This is a genomic window from Actinomycetospora sp. ABD4_176, assembly GCF_056311855.1.
In genome coordinates this window covers 1717850-1737809 of record NZ_CM149974.1, presented here as the reverse complement: position 1 = coordinate 1737809, position 19960 = coordinate 1717850, and the positions used below count along the sequence as shown (strand labels likewise).

At 77.5% G+C, this 19960-nt stretch carries 18 protein-coding genes and 1 pseudogene; 10 read left to right on the top strand and 9 right to left on the bottom strand.

The window, feature by feature from the left end; translation table 11 throughout:
• Positions 1 to 258 precede the first annotated feature (258 nt).
• From ACYX4T_RS08500 to ACYX4T_RS08480, 5 genes and pseudogenes are all read left to right on the top strand, one after another.
• Positions 259 to 1206, top strand: a complete 948-nt coding sequence (locus tag ACYX4T_RS08500) for a manganese catalase family protein (protein WP_476014110.1) — start codon at positions 259 to 261, stop codon at positions 1204 to 1206.
• Positions 1207 to 1327: 121 nt separating this feature from the next.
• Positions 1328 to 2587, top strand: coding sequence for an Nramp family divalent metal transporter (locus ACYX4T_RS08495; RefSeq protein ID WP_476014109.1), 1260 nt, complete (start codon positions 1328 to 1330; stop codon positions 2585 to 2587).
• A complete protein-coding gene (locus ACYX4T_RS08490) occupies positions 2584 to 2784 on the top strand; it encodes a hypothetical protein (protein WP_476014108.1) in 201 nt (66 codons plus the stop codon). The genes ACYX4T_RS08495 and ACYX4T_RS08490 overlap by 4 nt, the downstream gene beginning before the upstream one ends.
• Before the next feature lie 73 nt (positions 2785 to 2857).
• Positions 2858 to 3127 (top strand): annotated as a pseudogene (locus ACYX4T_RS08485) (PASTA domain-containing protein); the annotation flags it as partial.
• 172 nt (positions 3128 to 3299) lie between these two features.
• A complete protein-coding gene (locus tag ACYX4T_RS08480; RefSeq protein WP_476014107.1) occupies positions 3300 to 4415 on the top strand; it encodes a serine hydrolase domain-containing protein in 1116 nt (371 codons plus the stop codon).
• On the opposite strand, the gene ACYX4T_RS08475 is transcribed toward ACYX4T_RS08480, so the two are convergent.
• Entirely contained in the window at positions 4416 to 5465 is a 1050-nt protein-coding gene (locus ACYX4T_RS08475) for a hypothetical protein (protein ID WP_476014106.1), read from the bottom strand.
• A gap of 142 nt (positions 5466 to 5607) precedes the next feature.
• Positions 5608 to 6279: a GNAT family N-acetyltransferase gene (locus ACYX4T_RS08470; RefSeq protein WP_476014105.1), complete on the bottom strand. Its 672-nt coding sequence runs from the start codon at positions 6277 to 6279 to the stop codon at positions 5608 to 5610.
• A gap of 83 nt (positions 6280 to 6362) precedes the next feature.
• Here ACYX4T_RS08470 and ACYX4T_RS08465 point away from each other — a divergent pair, with 83 nt between their 5' ends.
• Positions 6363 to 8771, top strand: a complete 2409-nt coding sequence (locus ACYX4T_RS08465; protein ID WP_476014104.1) for a phosphoribosyltransferase domain-containing protein — start codon at positions 6363 to 6365, stop codon at positions 8769 to 8771.
• An 8-nt stretch (positions 8772 to 8779) separates the two neighbouring features.
• Positions 8780 to 9568, top strand: a complete 789-nt coding sequence (locus tag ACYX4T_RS08460; protein ID WP_476014103.1) for an HAD family hydrolase — start codon at positions 8780 to 8782, stop codon at positions 9566 to 9568.
• A 5-nt stretch (positions 9569 to 9573) separates the two neighbouring features.
• Here the strand turns inward: ACYX4T_RS08460 and ACYX4T_RS08455 are convergent, their stop codons facing one another.
• Positions 9574 to 10293 carry a DUF427 domain-containing protein gene (locus ACYX4T_RS08455; RefSeq protein ID WP_476014102.1) on the bottom strand — a complete coding sequence of 240 codons (720 nt, stop codon included), beginning with the start codon at positions 10291 to 10293 and terminating at the stop codon, positions 9574 to 9576.
• Between the two features lie 150 nt (positions 10294 to 10443).
• On the opposite strand from ACYX4T_RS08455, the gene ACYX4T_RS08450 reads away from it, so the two are divergent.
• Both ACYX4T_RS08450 and ACYX4T_RS08445 read left to right on the top strand, forming a co-directional pair.
• Positions 10444 to 11031, top strand: a complete 588-nt coding sequence (locus ACYX4T_RS08450; RefSeq protein WP_476014101.1) for an RNA polymerase sigma factor — start codon at positions 10444 to 10446, stop codon at positions 11029 to 11031.
• Positions 11028 to 11648, top strand: a complete 621-nt coding sequence (locus tag ACYX4T_RS08445) for an Asp23/Gls24 family envelope stress response protein (protein ID WP_476014100.1) — start codon at positions 11028 to 11030, stop codon at positions 11646 to 11648. The genes ACYX4T_RS08450 and ACYX4T_RS08445 overlap by 4 nt, the downstream gene beginning before the upstream one ends.
• A gap of 38 nt (positions 11649 to 11686) precedes the next feature.
• Here the strand turns inward: ACYX4T_RS08445 and ACYX4T_RS08440 are convergent, their stop codons facing one another.
• Together ACYX4T_RS08440 and tsaA are read right to left on the bottom strand one after the other, a co-directional pair.
• The gene (locus ACYX4T_RS08440; protein WP_476014099.1) at positions 11687 to 13951 is read right to left on the bottom strand and encodes an HNH endonuclease signature motif containing protein; all 2265 of its coding nucleotides are present in this window, start codon (positions 13949 to 13951) and stop codon (positions 11687 to 11689) included.
• Between the two features lie 212 nt (positions 13952 to 14163).
• Positions 14164 to 14607, bottom strand: a complete 444-nt coding sequence (gene tsaA, locus ACYX4T_RS08435) for a tRNA (N6-threonylcarbamoyladenosine(37)-N6)-methyltransferase TrmO (protein ID WP_476014098.1) — start codon at positions 14605 to 14607, stop codon at positions 14164 to 14166.
• A gap of 46 nt (positions 14608 to 14653) precedes the next feature.
• On the opposite strand from tsaA, the gene ACYX4T_RS08430 reads away from it, so the two are divergent.
• A complete protein-coding gene (locus ACYX4T_RS08430) occupies positions 14654 to 15262 on the top strand; it encodes a TetR/AcrR family transcriptional regulator (protein WP_476014097.1) in 609 nt (202 codons plus the stop codon).
• Between the two features lie 48 nt (positions 15263 to 15310).
• Here the strand turns inward: ACYX4T_RS08430 and ACYX4T_RS08425 are convergent, their stop codons facing one another.
• From ACYX4T_RS08425 to ACYX4T_RS08410, 4 genes are all read right to left on the bottom strand, one after another.
• On the bottom strand, positions 15311 to 15733 hold the full coding sequence (locus tag ACYX4T_RS08425; RefSeq protein ID WP_476014096.1) for an ATP-binding protein: 423 nt from the start codon (positions 15731 to 15733) through the stop codon (positions 15311 to 15313).
• 248 nt (positions 15734 to 15981) lie between these two features.
• On the bottom strand, positions 15982 to 17205 hold the full coding sequence (locus ACYX4T_RS08420) for an acyl-CoA dehydrogenase family protein (protein WP_476014095.1): 1224 nt from the start codon (positions 17203 to 17205) through the stop codon (positions 15982 to 15984).
• Positions 17202 to 18176, bottom strand: coding sequence for an SDR family NAD(P)-dependent oxidoreductase (locus ACYX4T_RS08415; RefSeq protein WP_476014094.1), 975 nt, complete (start codon positions 18174 to 18176; stop codon positions 17202 to 17204). The genes ACYX4T_RS08420 and ACYX4T_RS08415 overlap by 4 nt, the downstream gene beginning before the upstream one ends.
• 80 nt (positions 18177 to 18256) lie before the next feature.
• Positions 18257 to 19909, bottom strand: a complete 1653-nt coding sequence (locus tag ACYX4T_RS08410; protein WP_476014093.1) for an alpha/beta hydrolase — start codon at positions 19907 to 19909, stop codon at positions 18257 to 18259.
• Between the last annotated feature and the right edge of the window lie 51 nt (positions 19910 to 19960).

Below are 19960 nucleotides of genomic sequence, written 5' to 3'. Positions count from 1 at the left end.
CGGACACGCCCTCGGCGAGGCGGTGGTGACGCCGCGGTGACGCGTGCGGGACGCCGGCGGCGACGCGCGGGGTGACGGGGCCGGCGACGGCGGGACGACGCGGGGACGACGCCGGGACGACGCGGGGACGACGCCGTGACGGACGGCCGGGGGACGGGCGGCCCCGACGCTGGTCGCACTCCCGCTCGTCCCGGGCGCCGGCCGTCGTGCCGCCGTCGGGGCCGCCCGGGATCCCTGGACCCCCACGAGAGGACCGACGTGTTCTTCCACGTGCAGCGCCTGTTGAACGAGATCGCCCCGGACGAGCCGGACCCGGCGGCCGCGAACGCCCTGCAGGAGGGGCTGGGCGGCCAGTTCGGCGAGATGCGCACGATGATGCAGTACCTGTTCCAGAGCTTCAATTTCCGCGGACCGACGGGCAAGCCGTTCCGCGACCTGCTCTACGGCATCGGTACCGAGGAGATCGGCCACGTCGAGCTCATCGCGACGACCATCGCGCGCCTCGTCGACGGCTCGCCCCGCTACCAGGGCAACCCGACCGACCTGGACGAGCCGGCCGCGGGCGGCGCGACGCCGCTGTCGGTGGCCCTGTCCGGCGGCAACATCCACCACTGGCTGGTCGGCGCCCAGGGCGCGCTGCCGGTGGACGCGCAGGGTGACCCCTGGACCGGCAAGTACGTCTACGACAGCGGCAACCTGCCGCTGAACCTGCTCTACAACCTCATGCTCGAGTCGACCGGCCGCCTGCAGAAGTGCCGGCTCTACGAGATGACCGACAACAAGACGGCGCGCTCGACGATCGCCTACCTCATCGTGCGCGACCAGGCGCACGAGAACGCGTACGCGAAGGCGCTCGAGAAGCTCGGCGTCGAGTGGAACAAGCTCCTGCCGATCCCGAAGACCAGCGCGGAGAAGTTCCCGGAGGTCGCGACGCTGCTGGAGCAGGGGCTGCAGAGCAAGCAGTACACCTTCAACATCGACCAGCAGAACGAGGCGGCGAAGGTCTTCAACGGCCCGTCGCCCTCGAACGACGGCACCGAGCTCTCCGTCGAGCAGGCCCCGCAGGGCGTGCCGCAGGAGATCGCCGTCGAGCGTCCCGAGGAGTTCGGCCCCGGGCTGGACGCGGACCTCATGGAGCTCGTGCAGGCCACCGCGGAGATGGAGATGTCGGCCCCGACCGGCGAGTGGGGCGCGGTCAACGGCTGACCGCACGCGTCGTGGAGGTCGTCGCCGGGTGGCCCGGGCCGGAGTGCCCGGGCCGTCCGGCGGGCCTCCCGCGCCGTCCCCGTCCGTCCCCCGTCCGTCCCCAGGGCCCGCCGGAGAGTCGATGACCGTCGCCCCACCCGCCGAGACGCCCGCCACGACCGCGGGCGCGCGTCCCGCCCCCGGCCGCCTGCGTCGCCTGCTCCCGCTGCTCGGGCCGGCCGTCGTCGCGGCCACCGCCTACGTCGACCCCGGCAACTTCGCCACCAACACCGTCGCCGGCGCCTCCCACGGGATGCTGCTGCTCTGGGTGATCGTGGCGGCGAACCTCATGGCCGTCCTGGTCCAGTTCCTGTCCGCGAAGCTGGGCCTCGCGACCGGCCGCAACCTCCCCGAGCTCTGCCGCGACCACTACCCGCGCCCGGTGAGCCGGCTGCTGTGGGTGCAGGCCGAGGCGGTCGCGATCGCCACCGACCTCGCCGAGGTCGTCGGCGGGGCGCTGGCCCTGAACCTCCTGTTCGGCGTGCCGCTCCTGCCCGGCGGGCTCGCGGTCGGGCTCGTCGCCTGTGCGCTGCTCGCGGTCCAGCAGCGGCACCGCCGGCGCTTCGAGCTGCTCGTCGTCGCCTTCTTCGTCGGCATCCTCGTCTGCCTGCTCACCACGCTCGGCCAGACCTCGCCCGACCCCGCCGCCGTCGCCGGCGGGCTGCTCCCGGGCCTCGACGGCACCGCCAGCCTGGTGCTCGCCACCGGCATCCTCGGCGCCACCGTCATGCCGCACGTCATCTACCTGCACTCCGACCTCACCCGCGACCTGCGCCGCCGCGCCGGCGGGACGCGGGCCGCGCTGCGCGGCCAGCGCTACGACCTCTTGCTCGGGATGGGGGCGGCCGGCGTGCTCAACGCCGTCATGCTCGTCGTCGCGGCGACGGTGTTCTTCCGCCCCGACGTCGCGGCGCCCGAGGACCTCGAGGGCGTCCACGCCGGGCTCGGCACCCTCGCCGGCCCGCTCGCAGCCGCCGCGTTCGCGGTCGCCCTGCTGCTCTCCGGGCTCGTCTCGTCGGGCGTCGGGACCTACGCGGGCCAGGTCGTCATGGCCGGCTTCCTGCGCCGCCGCATCCCGCTGTGGGTGCGCCGCGGCGTGACGCTGGGGCCGGCCCTGCTGCTGCTCGGCCTGGGTGCCGACCCGACCCTCGTGCTGGTCGTCTCGCAGGTCGTCCTGTCGTTCGGGATCCCGTTCGCGCTGGTCCCGGTGCTCGACCTCGGTCGGCGGCGCGGGCTCATGGGCGAGCTCACGACCCGGCCCGCCGTCACCGCCGTCGCCGGCGTGCTCGCGGCGGTCGTCATCGGGATCAACGTCCACCTCGTCGTGTCGGTGCTCGCGTGACCGCCGGCCCGGGGGGCGCGGTCCTCCTGCTCACGGCGTGGCTCGACGAGGGTGCGCTGCGGGTGCGGCTCACCGCGGCCGACGACCTCACCGGGCCCTCGCGCCCCGTCGGCGTCGCGGCCGGGGCGGACGAGGCCTGCGACACCGTGCGGCGCTGGCTGCAGGACGTGGCGGCGCGCGGCGGCGAGCACGCGTGACGGCGGGTGGGACGAGCCGGGGGTGACCCCCGACGCAGCATCACCACCCCGGCATGATGGGTATGCACCGTTCATGGCCGGTACGCCGGAGGAGACGACGATGCACACCGACGAGATGCGCGAGACCGAGGGGACGACCCAGGACATGGCCCAGGACACGACCCAGGACCTGCCCGACGGGATGACCACGGTGCCCGAGCTCGTGGGGCTGCCCGCCGCCGAGGCGCACGACCGTGCCCTCGACGCCGGCGTGATGGCCGTGGGCCGCAACGCCGTGCACACCGGGGCCGGACGGGGTCACGTGGAGGACCAGGAGCCCGCCGCCGGCGAGCAGCGCGAGCGCGGGGCCGAGGTCGGGATCTCGGATCCAGGGCGGGGCGGCCCGCACGCCGACCGGGCCGGACCCGGACGACGAGGACGGCTCCGGCGGCGGCGGCGGGGGCGTGCGCCCCGAGCCGAGCCCGGTCGGACCCGCCGGCGGCGGCCTCAACGGCTGACCCGTCACGGTGGCCGGCGTGCACGCCGAGGAGGTCCTCGCGGCGCTGCCGGCCGTCGACGTGCCGGGCGCCGTCGTCGGCGTCCGGCACCACGGGACGACGAGCCTCGCGGCGACCGGTACCACCGAGCCCGGCGGCCACGTGCCGCTGCGGCCCGATGCCGTCGTCCGGCTCAGCTCGAACACGAAACCACTGGTCGCGGCCCTGACGTTGCGCCTGGCCGCAGACGGGCTCCTCGCCCTCGACGAGCCCGTCGACCGCCTGCTCCCCGAGCTCGCGGACCGGCGGGTGCTGGCGCGGCTGTCCTCCGAGACCGACACCGTCCCCGCTCACCGGCCGATCACGGTCGAGGACCTGCTGACGATGCGGATGGGCTTCGGCTTCGTCCCCGAGGGCCCGTGCCCGGCGGTCGATCGCGCCGCGGAGCTCGGGCTCGGGTTCGGCCCGCCCGACCCGCAGGGCCTGCCGGAGCCCGACGCGTGGCTCGCGCGGTTCGCGACGCTGCCCCTGCTCGACCAGCCCGGCACGGCGTGGCGTTACGAGCTGTCGTTCGCGGTGCTCGGGGTGCTGCTGGCGCGGGCGGCGGGCCGGCCGCTGGGCGAGGTGCTCCGCGACCGGCTGCTCGCCCCGCTCGAGATGGTCGACACCGGCTTCGTCGCCGGCCCCGAGCGGCTGGTGCCCGCGTTCGTGCACGACGGGGACGGCCGGCTCGCGCTGTTCGACGGCGTCGCCGAGAGCCGCTGGCTCGCGCCGCCGACGTTCCCCGACGGCCGGGGCGGCCTGGTCGGGACCGCCGAGGATCTGCTGCGCTTCGCCGGGACGCTGCTCGACGACGGCGGTGACCTGCTCGACCCCGCCGCCGTGGCGCTGATGACCACCGACCACCTCACCTCCGCGCAGCGCGCCTCCCCGGGCGCCGCGCCGTTCCTCGACGGGGGCGGCTGGGGGTTCGGGGTCGGGGTGGTCGCGTCGCCGGTGGGGACCCGCTACGGCTGGGCCGGCGGGCTGGGGACGCTCTGGTACTCCTGGCCCTGGCACGACCTCGCGGCGGTGCTCGTGACCCAGGTCCTGCCGCCGACCGCCTCGGTGTTCGGGGCGTTCACCCGCACGATCGAGGACGCGCTCGCCCGCTGATCAGGAGAACGCCGGCACCGGATTGCGCCAGGGCACCGGGTCGGGGCGGGCGGGGCGCCAGCCCCAGGGCCCCGAGCCGCGCCGCGTCGCGCGCGTCGGCGTCCCGTCCCCGCCGTCCCGCGGCACGGGGGAGGGGCGCCGCGGTGCGGGGATGATGCTCGGGAGCAGCGGCCCGGGCGTCGGGGCGGGCGCGGGCGCCGGCGCGGGCTCGGGCGTCGGGGTCGCTGAGGCGGCGGGCACCGGCACCGGCTCCGGGGTGCTGGCCGGCATCGGCACCGGCACCGGGGTGCTGGCCGGCACCGTCGCCGGCTCCATGAGCCGTTTCGGCTCGGCGAACCGTCCGGGCGGGACGACCCGCTCCGGGACAGGGCCCGGCGCCACGACCCGGCGTCCGGGCGTCGTCGACACGGGGTCGGGCAGCGGCGCGTAGGTGGTCCCGGCGGCGGGGCGGCCCGGGACGCTGCGGCGGGCGGGCACGTCGACGACCACCGGGGCCGAGGAGGCCGCGGGGGACGCGGCGGGGGCGTGGACCGTCCGCCGGACCTCCCGCCGCCCGCCGGGCACGACCCCGCGGCCCGAGCGGGTGCGCAAGCGGCGGCGGGTCTCGGCGGCCGAGGGCGCGACCATCCCGTCCCACGTCGCCGTCCCCAGGAACACCAGGCCGTTGAGCAGCCCCAGCGTCAGCAGCCCGAGCCCCAGCAGGCTGCCCGGATCGACGAGGTCGGCGGGGTCGGGACGCTCGAGCTGCCCGCCGTAGGGCAGCGGGCCGGGGGCGACGGCCTCGTCGGGGTCGATGGCGGACAGCGCCGACCGCTGCCCCTCGGGGTCGGTCAGCGCGGTCTCGAGGACGACGAGGAACACCCCGGCGCACAGGCCGGCGACCAGCACCATCATCAGCACCCGCAGCGGCCGGCGCCGGACCCGCGCGGTACGGAGCCGGCGCTCGCTGCGCGCCGCGGGCCGGGCGCGGTCGTGACGGGCGGCGCCCCGGGGGAAGGCAGCGTCGAGCCACGCATCGGCCCGTGCGTCGGTCGGCGCGGCGTGCGACATCGGTCCCCCCGGTCGGCATCTCGTGATCGAGGTCTACCCCGCCGCCGCGCTCGTGGGAATCCCCCGAGCGTCGGTCATTCCCCGATGGTGTCGCCGAACGGCGGCGTGTCGCGCTGGACGTGCCCGGCGCGCCGTGGGCCGTTCAGCCGGGTCGCGGGACGCCCAGCAGCTCGCGGCACGGTTCGAGGCCCGCGACCCCGAGCGTCCACCCCGGCCGCCGCCACGCGTCCGGGGTGAGGCGGCTGCGGAGCAGGAGCGCCGGGCGCCCGCGCCGGACGTGGCGCTCGACGCCGTCCGGGGCGTAGCCGAGCCGGTCGGAGACCCGCCGGGACGCGACGTTGTCGGCGAAGGCGCTGGTGCGGGCGGCGCGGGCCTCGAGGTGCTCGAACGCGAGCGCGACCACGGCCTGGCGCATCTCCGTCCCGAGGCCCCGGCCCTGCGCGGCGCGGGTCAGCCACGAGCCGGTGCTGACCTCGCCCAGGACGCCGAACTCGGTCGCGGTGAGCGTCTGCATTCCGAGCACCCGCCCGCCCTCGCGCACGAGGAAGTTCACCGACCAGCGGGCCGGCCCGATCTCGGCGCGGCACCGCCACGCGTACTGCATGACCCCGCGGGCGAAGCCGGGGTCGCCGGCGCCGTCGGTCCACGGCTCGAGGAACGGCATCTCCTCGGCGGGGTGGACGCCGTCGAGGGCCCGGTCGGCGAGCGCCGCGAGGCCGACGTCGTCGTCGGGACGCAGCTCGAGCCGTGGGGTCCGCAGGACGAGCCCGGCCAGCGGCCAGTGCCGGACCGGGTCGGCGGGGTCGGGGGCCATCGCCGTCCATCCTCGCCCCGGTCGGGTCGCGTCGGTGGTGCGCTGTGGTGCGCGCGTGGGTGCGTCTGGCATCAAGGACACCCGTGGGTGACGCGGCGGCGGACGGGACGTGGCCCGGCGAGGTCGTCGTGGAGGCTCTCGGCCTCGCGGTCGGGCCCGACGAGGAGGGCGTGCCGGTGCGCGAGGTCGTCGGCCTCGCCCTGCGCCGCAATCCCCGGAGGGCGCACCTGCCGGTGTCCCGCGTGTTGGGCAAGCACGTCCCCGTCGCCCCCGCGCGCGTCCGGGCGGCCGCCGCGGCCCTCGCCGAGCGGGTCGCCGCGCGCCTGCCGCCCGCCGCCGCCGCGCCGGTGGTGATCGGGTTCGCCGAGAACGCGACGGCGCTCGCCCACCTCGTGGCGGACGCGCTGGACGCCGAGCACGTGGTCCACACGACGCGCCGGGTGGTCGCGGGGGCCGCCGTCCTCGCCGCGTTCGACGAGGAGCACAGCCACGCCCCGCGCCACGTCCTCGCCCCCGACGACCCGGGCGGCTGGACGCCGGACCGCCCGCTCGTGCTCGTCGACGACGAGCTCTCCACCGGCCGCACCGTGGCCGCGGCCCTGCGCCGGCTGCACCGGCGGCTGCCCCGCCGTCGCTACGTCGTCGCGACGCTGGCCGACCTGCGGTCGCCCGGCGAGGACGCGATCGCCCGCGCCGCCGACGACCTGGACGTCCGCGTCGACGTCGTGGCCCTCGCGCGGGCGGCGCTCACGGGTCCCGACGACGTGCTCCGGCGGGCGGCCGCACTGCTCGCCGCGCCGTCGGACACCAACGTTCCGCCGGACACCAACGGGCCGCCGGACACCACCGCGCGCCCGGGCACCGGCGCCGCCCCGACGACGTCGGTGGCCCTGCCCCTCGACGGGGCCGCCGAGGGTGCGCGGCACGGGCTCGACCGCGCGGGACGGGCCGCGCTCGAGGCCGCGGTGCCGGGCGCCGCGTCGACGCTGGTGGAGGCCCTCGGGTCGGGCGCGGGGCGGGTGCTCGTCCTCGGGTGCGAGGAGCTGCACTACCTGCCGGTACGCCTCGCGGAGGCCCTGGAGGCCCGGGGGCTGGCCGTCGAGGTCGCCGCGACGAGCCGGTCGCCGCTGGTCGCCCGGGACGTCGCGGGCTACGCGGTGCGCGAGGCGCGGGCGTTCGTGGCGCACGACCAGGCCCTGGCCCACGCGCCGGAGCGCTACGTCTACGGCGTCGGCGCCGGCCGCTACGACGTCGTCGTGGTGGTGGTGGACGCCGCGGCGCGCACCCCCGCCCTCCGGGCAGCGGACGGCCTGTTCGCCCGCCTCGGGACGCTCGTGCCGCGGGTCGTCGAGGCGGTGGTGCCGTGCCGGCCGCCGCGTCCCGCTCCGCGACGGCCCGTCGTGGCCGCGCGGCGCGGGCCGGCGTTCGGCACGTTCGCAGCGGCCGAGGTGGGCTGGTTGCTCAGCGACCTCTCGGGCCACCCGCTCGAGCTCCCGACCGGCGTGCGGGAGGCGGCCCTCGCCGCCGGGGCGCACTACGCGGAGGGCCTCCCGCCGGAGCGGGCGCCGAGTCCCGCCTACGCGCGGGTGGTGGCGGAGGCCGTCGAGCGGGCGGCGCCGGACGCGGCGGCCGCGGTCGGCGTCCTCGCCGAGCGGGTGCTCGCGCAGCGGGGCCCGCGGGTCGTGCTGGTGTCGCTGGCGCGGGCGGGCACGCCGGTGGGGGTGCTGGTCCGTCGCTGGGCGGCGCGGGAGCAGGGCGTCGCGCTGCCGCACTACGCGATCAGCGTCGTCCGCGGCCGGGGCCTCGACCGCGCCGCGCTCGACGCGCTCGTCGCCGCGCACGACCCCGCCGCGCTCGTGCTCCTCGACGGCTGGACCGGCGCGGGCGGCATGGTCGACGAGGTGCGCCGCGACCTCGCCGCCTACACCCGCGAGACCGGCGTCGTCGTCGACCCGACCGTCGCGGTGCTCGCCGACCCGGCCCACCGGACGCCGTTGTGCGGCACCCGCGAGGACCTGCTCGTCCCGCACGCGTGCCTCAACGCCACGGCGTCGGGGCTGGTCTCCCGCACGGTGGACCGGCCCGACCTCGTCGTGCCCGGCGCCCACCACGGCGCCCAGGTCCACTGCGAGCTCGCGGTCGCGGACCGGACGGCCGCCGTCCTCGACGCGGTCACCGCCCGTCTCGGCGCGGCTCCCCGCGCGTCCCTCGCCGCGCCGGACGGCCGTGGCCCCCGCTACCTCGCCGTCCTCGCGCGCGACCTGGACGTGCCGGGCGAGCGCCGCCTGCGCGCCGGGGTGGGGGAGACGTTGCGGACGCTGCTGCGACGTGACCCCGCCGCCGTGCTCGTCGCCCGGGACGCCGGACCCGAGGTCGATCCCGTCCGCCTGCTGTGCGCCGAGCGCGGCGTGCCGATCCGCCCGCTCCCGGACGACGCCGGCGGGATCGCGTCGCCCTACCGCTGTGTGGCCGTGCTCCGGGCGCGGCGGTGAGGGCGCCGGTGCTGGTCGCCACCGACCTCGACCGGACCCTCGTCCACTCCGCGCGGGCCGCCGGCCCGCCGACCGCGGCGCCCGTCGTCGACCTGGAACATCGCCGCGGCGTCGTGACCGCCCGGCTGACCCGCCGCGCCGCCGCCCTGCTCGGGGAGCTCGACCGCCGGGCGCTGTGGGTGCCCGCCACCACCCGGACGGTCGCCGAGTACCGGCGCCTCGACCTCGAGGGCCGGCTGGGCGTCGCGCCGCGCTTCGTCGTGTGCGCGGGCGGCGGGGTGCTGCTCGTCGACGGCGAGCCCGACGACGCCTGGGCGGCGGTGGTGCGGGACCGTCTCGCGCCCGTCGCGCCGCTCGACGAGGTCGGGACCGTGCTCGCCCGGCACCTCGGGCGGCTCGACGGGGCGGGACCGGTGCGGGACGCGGACGGCTGCTTCCTCGTGGTCCGGGCGCGAGGGCCGGCGGGGTGGCTCGAGGACCTCGCGGGGGAGTGCGCGGCGCGCGGCTGGCGGGTCGTCGTCCACGGCGAGAAGGTGCACGTCCTGCCCCTCGCGCTGACGAAGGGCGCCGCGGTCGCGGAGGTCCGCCGGCGGACCGGGGCCCGGCGCCTCGTCGCGGCCGGCGACTCCCCGCTCGACGCCGACATGCTCGAGGCCGCGGATGCGGGCATCCAGCCGCTCGACGGCCGCCTCCACGCCGCGGGCCGGCGCCTCGCGCACGTCGCGGTCACGACCGCGACGGGTCTCGCGGCCGGGGAGGAGATCGCGGCGTGGCTGGTGGCGCAGGTCCGGCGCTGACGACGTCAGGCCAGGTGGGTCCGCGGCCGGGGCCGGGCGACGCCGTCGACGACCACGTCCACGCGCTCGTCGTAGAACGCGACCAGCCCGGCGATGCGGGCGACGCCCGGGGCGGGGTGGTCGTAGCGCCAGGCGAGGTCGTCGTAGCGCCCGGCCGGCGTGCGCACGGACCACCAGCGGCTGGTCACGCCCTTGTACGGGCACGCGGTGACGGTCGCGGAGGGCTCGAGGCGGGAGGCGTCGACGGCGGTGGGGTCGAGGTAGGCGCGGGTCGGCAGGCCGGTCTCGAAGAGCAGCACCGGGGCGTCGGACTCCGCGAGCACCACCCCGTCGAGCTCGACCCGCATGTGCCGCCGCGAGCGCAGCGCGTCCACCCGCACGTAGGGGCTGCGCGGGTGGACGGCGACCTCCTCGTCCTCCTCGAACCACGCGTCGAACGCCGACCACGTCAACGCCACCGTGTCCGCCAGCTCGCCGTCGAGGCGCCGGTGGTCGGGGTCGGCGGCCAGCGCGGCGGGATCCACGTCGTCGACGGGGATCGCCCAGCGCGGGTACCAGGGGTGCTCCCACACGTAGCGCGCGGCGACCGTGTCGACGACGACCCGGCCGCCGAGCCGTGCGCGGACCCGCCGCGGGCAGGGCTCGACGTGACCGACGGGGACGGCGGGCCCGGGGTGTCGCGCCGGAGTGGACGACGCGTCGTCGGTGCGGGTGGTGTGGGTCATGGTGCCCTCCGGTGGGAGCGGGTGCGGCCACTCCACCACGGAAGGTCGCCGCGGATCGACGGGGCGGCTCGACCTGACCCGCACGGTGTGTTCCCCCACCAGGGCCACGATGATCGGTTGCGCACGGCCGGACGTGGGAGGCTGACGCGCGTGAGCGCGCCGGGGCAGGACCCCGGCCCGGGCGGGACCCGGGCCTCGGCCGGTCTCGACGACGAGGCCGACCGCTGGCTCGTGGGCAGGGCCCGGTCCGGGGACCAGGGCGCCTACGAGGAACTGGTGCGCCGCCACCGCGACCGCATCTACCGGATCGCGCTGCGCATGCTCGGCAGCCCCGCCGACGCCGACGACGTCGCGCAGGAGGTCGTCATCCAGCTCTGGACGGCGCTGTCCGGCTTCGCCGGCAACTCGGCGTTCACCACCTGGCTCTACCGGGTCGTCGTCAACCGGTGCCTGAACCACCGCCGCGGCCAGCGGCCCCACGACGAGCTCGCCGACGCCGACCACCCGCGGGTCGCCGGTCCGGAGAGCCGGGTGCTGGCGGGGGAGGAGCTGCAGGCGGGGCTCGCCGCGATCAGCCGGCTGCCCGAGGATCAGCGGGTGCCGCTCGTGCTGGTCCAGCTGGAGGGCCTCTCGTACCGCGACGCCGCGGCCGTCACCAAGACCAGCGAGGCCACGGTGCGCGGGCGGCTCGCACGGGCCCGCGCCACCCTGATGTCCGAGATGAAGGACTGGAGATGACCCAGGAGCGCACCCCCTCCGCCGCCGCGCCGCTCGAGGGCCGCCTGGCCTGCGGGCGCGACGCGGCGTCGCTGGTCGCGCAGGTCGCCGACGGCGCGGCCGACCGTCGGGACGCCCACCAGCGCGCCTGCCCTTACTGCCAGGCGGCCCTGGCCGAGTTCGACCGTCTCTGGGCCCCCGTCCGCGCCGTCGCCGACCACCGCCCGCAGGCCCCCGACGGCCTGCTCGACGAGGCGTTGCGCCGCATTCGCGGGGTGGCCGCGGACCCGGAGTTCGGGCGCATCGAGGAGGCGCGGGGGCGGACGCGGATCAGCGCGCGGGTGGTCATCTCCCTGGCCCGCCACCTGGCCTCCCGCGTGCCCGGGGTGCGGGTGGCCCTGAGCCACCTCGTCGCCGCCGGCGAGGGACCGGAGACGAGCCTGTACGGAGGGCCCGAGGTGACCGCGGGCGTCGCCGGGTCCTCGACGGTCGTCGCGATCACCCTCGCCGCCGAGTACGGCGCGGACCTCGTGGCCCTCGCTTCGCGCATCCGCACGGTGGTGGCGGACGGCATCCGGCGCTCCACGGGCCTCGAGCCGGTGGCGGTGCTCGTGCACGTGGACGACGTGCTGCTCTGAGGTCGGGTCGCGGGTCGCGGCGTCCATCGGTCGCGTCGTCAGAACGGCGGCGGGTCGGGGTCGGGCGCGGTCGGCTCGGTGGCGTGCTGCGGGTCGCGGGCGGCGCGGCGGGCCTGGCGGAGGAGGTCGCGCAGGCTGGGGGTGCGGGGCGGCCGGGCGGTGTGGGCGGGGTTGCGGGCGTCACCGTCGTCGTGGGGTGCGGCGTCGTGTGGGACGGGGCCTGGTCGGTGGGGTGGACGCCAGAACGGGTCGCGCACGTCGTCGAGGTCGGGGTCGTCGTGGTGGTGTCCGTCGGGTTGGAGGTCCGGGGGCAGGGGTCGGGGGGTGGCGGCGGGTCGGGGGTTCGGGAGGGGGTCGGTGATCCGCGGGGGGAGGGTCTCGTAGGTGGCGCCGGCGCGGGTGGTGATCAGGAAGCGGCCGGGGGCGGGTTGGGTCAGGTGCCAGCGGCCGTGGTGTTTGGCGCGGTGGTGGTGGCGGCACAGGGCGCCGAGGTTGCGGCTGAGGGTGGGGCCGCCGTGGGCGTGGTCGGTGGTGTGGTCGAGGTCGGTGGCGTGGGCGGGTTCGCGGCAGGAGGGGGCGATGCAGCGTCGGTCGCGGGCGCGGACCCAGCGGTCGATCTCGGTGGTGGGTCGGCGGTGGGTGGCGGCGGCGGGGTCGAGGTGCTCGTCGGGTGGGTGCGCTTCGCCGGTGCTGTCGAGTTCGGGGAGGCGGCGGTGGAGTTCGGTGAGCAGCGGCGCCCACGCGGGGTGGTCGGCGGGGTCGAGGGCAGCGAGCAGCGTCGTCGGGACCTGGAGTTCGACGATGGCTGGTCGGTGTCGCCCCCGCCGCCGGTCGCGGCGGGGGCGGGGTGGTCGCCCGGGTGGGGGTGAGGTGTCGGAGAGGTGGGGGCGGTGGCGGGCGAGCAGGAGGTGGCGGAGGCGGCCGGTGTCGTCGGTGAGCACGATGCGCCATTCGCCGTGGTGGTAGCGGGCGAGCAGGGAGCGGGCGGTGGGGGCCAGGGCGGTGCCCCAGCGGGGGATCTGGGCGGGGAGCTCGTCGAGCCCGAGCGCGGTGCTCAGCCGTAGCCGCACCTCGAGCGTGCCGTCGCGCACCACCGGACCGGGCGCCGCCCCGCTGCTCGGGGCGTCGTCGCCGGGAGCGTCGTCGCTCGGGGTCTCGTCCGGCGTGCCGCGCGGCTCGTCGTCCGGCCGGTGGCCCGGGTCGCGGTGGCTCGGGTCGCGGTGGCCCGGGTCGTCCGGGTCCTCGCCCGACCCGTCGCCCGACTCGTCGCCCGACTCGTCGCCCGACCCGTCGCTCGAGTCGTCGCCCGGCTCGCTATCGCCGAGCCCGCCCACCCCCGAGCCGCCAACGTCGTCGGAACCGGCGTCGTCGGAACCGGCGTCGTCGGAACCGGCGTCGTCGGGACCGGCGTCGCCCGGCCCACCGTTCTCGGGGCCACCGTCGGGGCCGCTGTCGTCGGGGCCGGGCGGGGGCGGCGGGTCGTCGGGCTCGTCGGGGTCGTCGGGGTCGTCGGGCTGGTCGGGTGGGGTGAGTCGGTCGGCGAGCAGGTCGAGCAGGGTGTCGTCGTCGAGGCCGGCGGCGGTGCCGTCGAGCAGGGTCAGGTAGACCTCGGCGCGCAGGGCCTCGATGCGCGTCGGGACCCCGCGGCGGCGCAGCCGGGCGGCGAGGGCCTCGAGGCGGGCCATGCTGACCGCGGCGCGTTCGAGGGGCAGGTCGAGACCCGAGAGGTTCGCGGTGCCGGTGGGGTTGCGCGAGGCCAGCACGCGGGCGCGTCGGGTCGCGGCCTGCTCGCGCCGCGCGGCCCAGTCGGGGTCCAGGGCGGCGGCGAGCTGCTGGATGCGTTCGATCAGCGCCGCGACCGGCAGCCGCGGGGCCTCGGGCAGCACCTCGGTGCAGACGTGGTGGGCGTGGTCGTCGGCCAGGTCGCGGGTCCAGTCCGAGAGCACCCGGGCCTTGGTGTCCTCCAGCTGCCCGCCGCGCATCGCGGCGTGGACCTCGGGCAGGCGGGTGCGCAGGTCGTCGGCCAGGTCGAGCCAGCGACACGCCATGGCCCGCGACCAGCCCAGCGCGGCGGCGGCCTCGTCACCGGAGAACTCGTCGAGCAGCGCCCGCCGCCCCTTCTGGCCGTCCTCGGTGCGCCCGGCCTCGTGCAGCGCGGTCAGCAACCGGGCGGTGGCACGGTTGCGGGCCCGGAAGCAGTCGCGGGCGAAGTCCACCACCTCGGCGCCGGACAGCCCGGCCGGGTCGATGCCGTCGAGGACGTCGACCGGCAACCCACCGGTGTCGAGGCCCTCGATGCTCATGACCAGGACGTTAGACCCGACCCCCGACAGTCCCGGACGATCTTCGTGCTGGTCACGGGCCCGCGGACGTCACCGCGGTCCCGGCCCACCGGGCACCGCGGATCGCTCGTGAGTCGCGCTCGGCGTGTCGCGCCGTCGAGGATGCGGCGATCCTGGCGTTGAACGCCAGCAAGGCCGCATCGCTGGCACAGCCGCCCGGTCCTCGGCGCCCACTACCGGGAGGCGCTGCTCCGAGGGTCGTGACAGCGCTCGCCGACGGGACCGAGCACGGGCTTGATGTCGACGACCGGCGTGCCGTCGACGGCCTCGAGGTCCGAGACGCGCAGCTCGGTGCCGTCGACCGCGAGCACGCGCACCCGGTGCAGGCCGAGCGGGTTCGGGCGGTCGGGGGAGCGGGTGGCGAAGATGCCGGTCTCGGGGGCCTGCGGGTCGTTCCGCGGGTGGACGCGCAGCACCGAGCGGTCGGCGCGGTCGAGCCACGTGATGAGCAGGACCTCCTGGCCGACGGCGAGGTCGCGCACCGCCGGGGCGAGGTCCGGCGCGAGGGTCACGACGGCCTCGGGACCGCCCTCGTCGCCCTGGCACGGCGCCTGCGACCGGTCGGTCAGCGGCGAGGAGACGCGGCCGAGTACGCGCAGCACGGGGTCGTCGGACACCCCTGCACCGTAGGCCCGCGACGCCCCCAATCCGTACCCTTCGATCGTGCCCCGCCTGACCTCCCCCCGCGCCGAGGCCACGGCCGCGACCCGGGCCGGGCTGGTCGAGGCGGCGACGGCGCTGTTCGCCGAGCGCGGGTTCGCCGAGACCTCCATTGACGACGTCGCCGCGGTCGCCGGCATGACCAAGGGCGCGGTCTACCACCACTTCGCCGGCAAGGCGGCCCTGTTCGAGGCGGTGTTCTCCGCCCGGGAGGCGGTGGTGCACGAGCGCCTGCGCACCGCCCTGGACGACGCCCCGGACCACCTCGCCGGCGCCCGCGCCGCGCTCACCACGTTCCTCGAGGCCTGCAGCGAGCCGACCTACGGGCGCATCGTCTTCCGCGACGGCCCCCTGGCGCTGGGCTGGGAGCGCTGGCGGGAGTGCGAGGTCGACTACGCCTACGCCTTCATCGCCCGCATCCTCGACGGGCTCGCGCGCGAGGGGAACCTCGTCACCCCGCCCGGCGCGTCCTCCCCGACGCTGGTGCTCGGGATGCTCTCCAGCGCGGGGCAGCTGCTCGGCCAGGCGCCGCCGGAGCAGCACCCGGCGCTGCGCGCGGAACTGCTCGGCTTCTTCGACCAGGTCCTGGCCGGGCTCACCGGCGGACGCTGAGCAGACCTGCTCGGCCGGACCTGCTCGGTCGGACCTGCTCGGCCGGACCTACTCCGCCGCCGCGGCGCCCCGCTGCTGACGCAGGGCGACCGTCGTGCCGCGCGAGGTGTGCCGGACGGCGACGCTGTCGACGCTACGCTGCATCAGCACGAACCCGCGCCCGCGCGGCGCGTCGGAGCCCGACGTCGCCGGCGTCGCGGCGTCGGACCACTGCCCGTTGTCGGTGACGCGGACGTTCACCGAGTCCGCCTCGCACCACAGGGTCAGCTCGACCGTGCCGTCGGTCCCGCCGGGATAGGCGTGCTCGACGGCGTTCTCGACGGCCTCCGACACCGCGATCAGCACCCGCTCGCGCGTGTCCTGGTCGATGTCGAGGCCGGCGAGCCAGTCCCGCGCCTCGTGTCGCATCCGTTGTGACTCGTCGGCTCGCGCCGGGTGCACCGCCCGGGCGAACTCCACCGCATCCGTCATGACTCCCCGCCCCCCGCAATTTCACCCGGTCTCCTGGACCGCCGGCGACCGTACGGTCACCTCCTGTCACCGGGCCTGGCGTGCCCACCGTGGCGTCCCTCGCACCGCGAGGTCGACCGCCGACATCGCGAACGGTGGGTTGGGCACGATCGACGGGTGAACGGCCGGGAACACCGGTCGACGGGGCCGACGACCGGGTGAACGCGGTGCTCCGCGCCCGGGGGTAGAAATCTCCCCCGGACGGCGGGTCACCGCAGGAGGGCGTCCGAGACGATCTTCCTCTGAATCTCCGAGGTGCCCTCGAAGATCGTCGTCAGGCGGGCGTCGCGCCAGTAGCGCTCCACCGAGTGCTCCGTCGTGTAGCCGTTGCCGCCGAAGATCTGCAGCGCGTCGCTGGTGACCCGCTCCGCCGTCTCCGAGGCGAAGAGCTTGGCCGACGACGCCGCCACGTCCCCGCCCGGCGCGCCCTCGTCGAGCAGCCACGCCGCGTGCCACCACAGCGCGCGGGCGGCGTCGACGGCCGCGGCCATGTCGGCGAGCCGGTGGCGCAGGGCCTGCTGGTCGGCGATGGGGTGGCCGAACTGCTCGCGGCGACGGCTGTAGGCCACCGCGTCCTCCAGCGCCCCGCGGGCGAGCCCCACGGCCCGGGCCGCCGTCTGCACGCGGGCCGTGCCGAGCCAGCGCAGGCTGTCCTTGAAGCCCTGGCCCTCGGACTGCCCCGTGTCCTGCAGCGCGTCGGCGGGGAGCCGCAAGCCGTCGAACTCCAGCTGCCAGGTGGTCAGGCCGAAGTAGCCGATCTTGTCGATCGGGGTGCCGGTGACGTTCTCGGGGAAGCTCCCGCGCTCCTTGGGCACTTCGAAGAGCTCGAGGCCGTCCGAGCGGCTCTCGCCCTCGCGCGGCGGGCGGGTGCGGGCCAGGAGGTGCAGGAAGTCGGCCGAGAGCGCGTGCCCCACCCAGCGCTTGGTGCCCTCGACGACCCACTCGGAGCCGGCGCGCCGCGCCGTGCACTCCACCCCGGCCAGGTCCGAGCCCGCGTGCGGTTCGGAGAACGCGATCGCCCCGACCCAGCGCCCGGCCGCGCTCGCCCGCAGCAGCTCGGCCCGGCGCTCCGGGTCCGGCGACGCGCACCCGGTCCCGTTGCCCCGCGCGATGATGCTGCCGACGCTCATCCACGCGCGGGCGAGCTCCTCGGAGACCAGGCAGTACTCGACCACCCCGAGCCCCAGCCCGCCGTGCTCGGCGTCGACGAGGATCCCGAAGTGCCCCAGCTCGGCCATGCGGTCGAGCAGCGACGCCGGGATGTCCTCGCGGCGCGGGTCGAGCTCGTCGGCGACGGGCAGGACCTCCTCCATCGCGAACGCCCGCGTCGCCGCCTGCAGCTCCCGGCGCGCGGGGGTCAGCAGGGCGGCGTCGGCCGGGGACGCGGTGTGCACCTCGTCGAGACCGCGGCGCGGCCAGCTCGACCGGCTCACCGGGCCGATCCGGCGGTCGCGTCCACGCACAACGTCCACAGGGCCGCCCGGGCCTGCGGGGTCTCGGCGCCGCGGGGCAGGTAGTGGGTGGGGCGCGGGGCCCGGTCGTGCCAGAAGACGCCGGTGCTGTGCCCGGGCTCGGGCGCGGCCAGCAGCCACACGGCGGTGTCGGCGCCCTGCTCGTCGGTGCGCAGCAGGGGTCCCGTGACGCGGTGGAAGCCCGGCATCGAGCTCGCGACGCCGGGAGTGTCGGCCCAGCCCGGGTGCATGCTGTGGACGACGATCCCGTCGCCCGCGAGGTCGTCGGCGAGCAGCTCGGCGAGCACCACCTGCATCCGCTTGGTGCGCGCGTAGGCGGCGCCGCCGGAGTAGGTGCCGCTGCGGAACTCCGGGTCGTCGGTGGGCAGCGACGCGGTGTACATGCCGCCCGACGAGACGAACACGACGCGCGCCGGCGCGGTCGGGCTCGACCCCGCCCGCAGCGCCGGGCGCAGCTCGCGCGTGAGCAGGAACGGGCCCAGGACGTGCGTCGCGAGTGCGAGCTCGTGGCCCTCGGCGGTCTCGGTGCGCTCCGCGGGCATGACGCCGGCGTTGTGCACCAGGCCGTGGATCGCGGCCTCGCGGTCGCGGACCTCGGCGGCGTACCGGCGGACGTCGGCGAGCGAGGCGACGTCGCACTCGGCGACCTCGACCGCGGCCCCCGGGTGCTCCGCGCGCAGGTCCTCCGCGGTGCGCTCGCCGCGCGCCCGGTCGCGGACGACCATCTCGACCCGCGCGCCCAGCCCGACGAGCCCGCGCGCGGTGGCGGCGCCCAGTCCGCCGGCCGCGCCGGTGACGAGGACCGTCCGCCCGGCGAGGCACCCGGTCGGCAGCGCGCGCCAGCCCGCACGCCGCGCGGCGTACCCCAGACGGGAGTAACCGGGCACGACCAGGCGGTCCAGCGCGGCGTCGACGAGGCGGGGGAGCTGCACGGGGGCAGGCTAACGAGGCCCGGGCCGTGGGGCGCCAGGGGCGCACCGGACAAAGATCACGGCGGGGATCACGGCGGGGATCACGGCGGGCACACCGTGCCCTGCTGGGGCAGCACGCCGTCGCGCAGGTAGCCGCCGACGGCGGTCCGGACGCACGGCGTCGCGGGGTAGGCGCCGTGCCCGGCCCCGAGCCAGGTGACGAGGCTCGCCGACCCCAGCTGGGTCGCCACGCGCTCGCTGCCCGGCAGCGGGGAGAGCGGGTCGCCGCGCGTGCCGATCACCAGCGACGGCGGGCCGGCGGCACTGCTCGGCTCGGGCACGTCGACGGGGACCGGCCAGGAGCTGCACAGCAGCGCGTCGTGCGCGAAGTAGGCCCCGAACAGCGGCTCGGCGGCCCGGGCGCGGGCGGCGTCGGCGGCGACCTGGTCGAGGGTGGGCCGCTCCGCGGTGTCGTTGCAGGTCAGCAGGACCGAGGCGTCGAAGCCGCCGCCGTCGGCCTCCACGGGCGCGAGCAGGCCGAGCACGCCGGCCGGGTCGCCCTGGCCGGCGGCCGCGAGCGCCGTCGCGAGCGTGGGCCAGCGTGCGGGCTCGGCGAGGCCGGTCACGAGCGCGCGGGTGGCGGTGCCGTCGGTGACCTGCCGGCCGCCCGGCGCCGGCAGCGGCGCGGCGCGCAGGTTGGTGAGGATGCCGGTGACCGTGCTCGTCGGGTCCGGGCCCAGCGGGCAGCCGGGGCGCGCCGTGCAGTCGGCCGCGAACATCTCCAGCGCCTCGCGGGCCGCCGCCGCGCGCTCGCGGGCGCGCTGGGAGAACGAGGTCGTGGGGTCGGTGACCCCGTCGAGCACCGTGCGCCCCACCGACGAGGGGTGCCGGCGCGCCCAGGCCGCGAGCACGCCCGCGCCCTCGCCGACGCCCACCACGTGCATCCGCTCCACGCCGAGGGTCGCGCGGACCTCCTCGAGGTCCTCGGCCTCGACACCGGTGCGGAAGTCGGTGAGCGCGGTCTCGAGCACCTGGGTGCAGGTGCTCGCCGCGGACGCCGCCGCGTCGCGCAGCGGGCCGAGGGCGGCCGGGTCGGCGGCCAGCGGGTCGGCGTCGACCAGCGCCTCGCGGACCGTCGGCGTGATGCAGTCGACCGGCTCGGAGTTGCCGGTGCCGCGCAGGTCGACGCCGTAGAGCGCGGCGCCCGCGAGCAGGGGCTCGGGCGCGGTCGCGGCGAGGCGCACCGCCCGGTCGCTGCCCGAGGGCCCGCCCGCCTCGCCGACCACGGCGATCGGGACCGGCCCGCCACGCGGCACCGGCCCGACCGTCACCTGCAGGACCCCGATCTCCGCCCGCGACGAGCCGCCCCCGCCGACCGGCACGCTCTGGCAGCCGAAGCGCAGGTCGCGGCCGCCCAGGTCGGCGGGCGCGAGCGTCCCCCGGATCTCCGCGGTGCAGTCGGCGAAGCCGGCGGGCGCCGCGGGCGCGGGCAGCAACGGCGGCAGCAGCGACGGCGCCGGCCCCGGCCCGCCGGTCTCGGGCGCGGGCTCCGGGGTCGCCGGCTCGTCGACCAGCGTCGCGACCGGCGGCCGCTGCGAGGGCCCGATCGCGCAAGCCCCGAGACCCAGGACCAGGACGAGGCCCAGGACCAGGCCCGGGACCAGGCCCGGGACCAGGCTCGGGACCAGGCCCGGGACCAGGCCCGGCACCAGGCCCCGCACGAGGGCGGCCGCCCTGCTGACCGGTCGCGGCACGCAGCACCTCTCATCGCGCGGGTGGTTCTCCTCGGGGAGTCTGACGGGCAC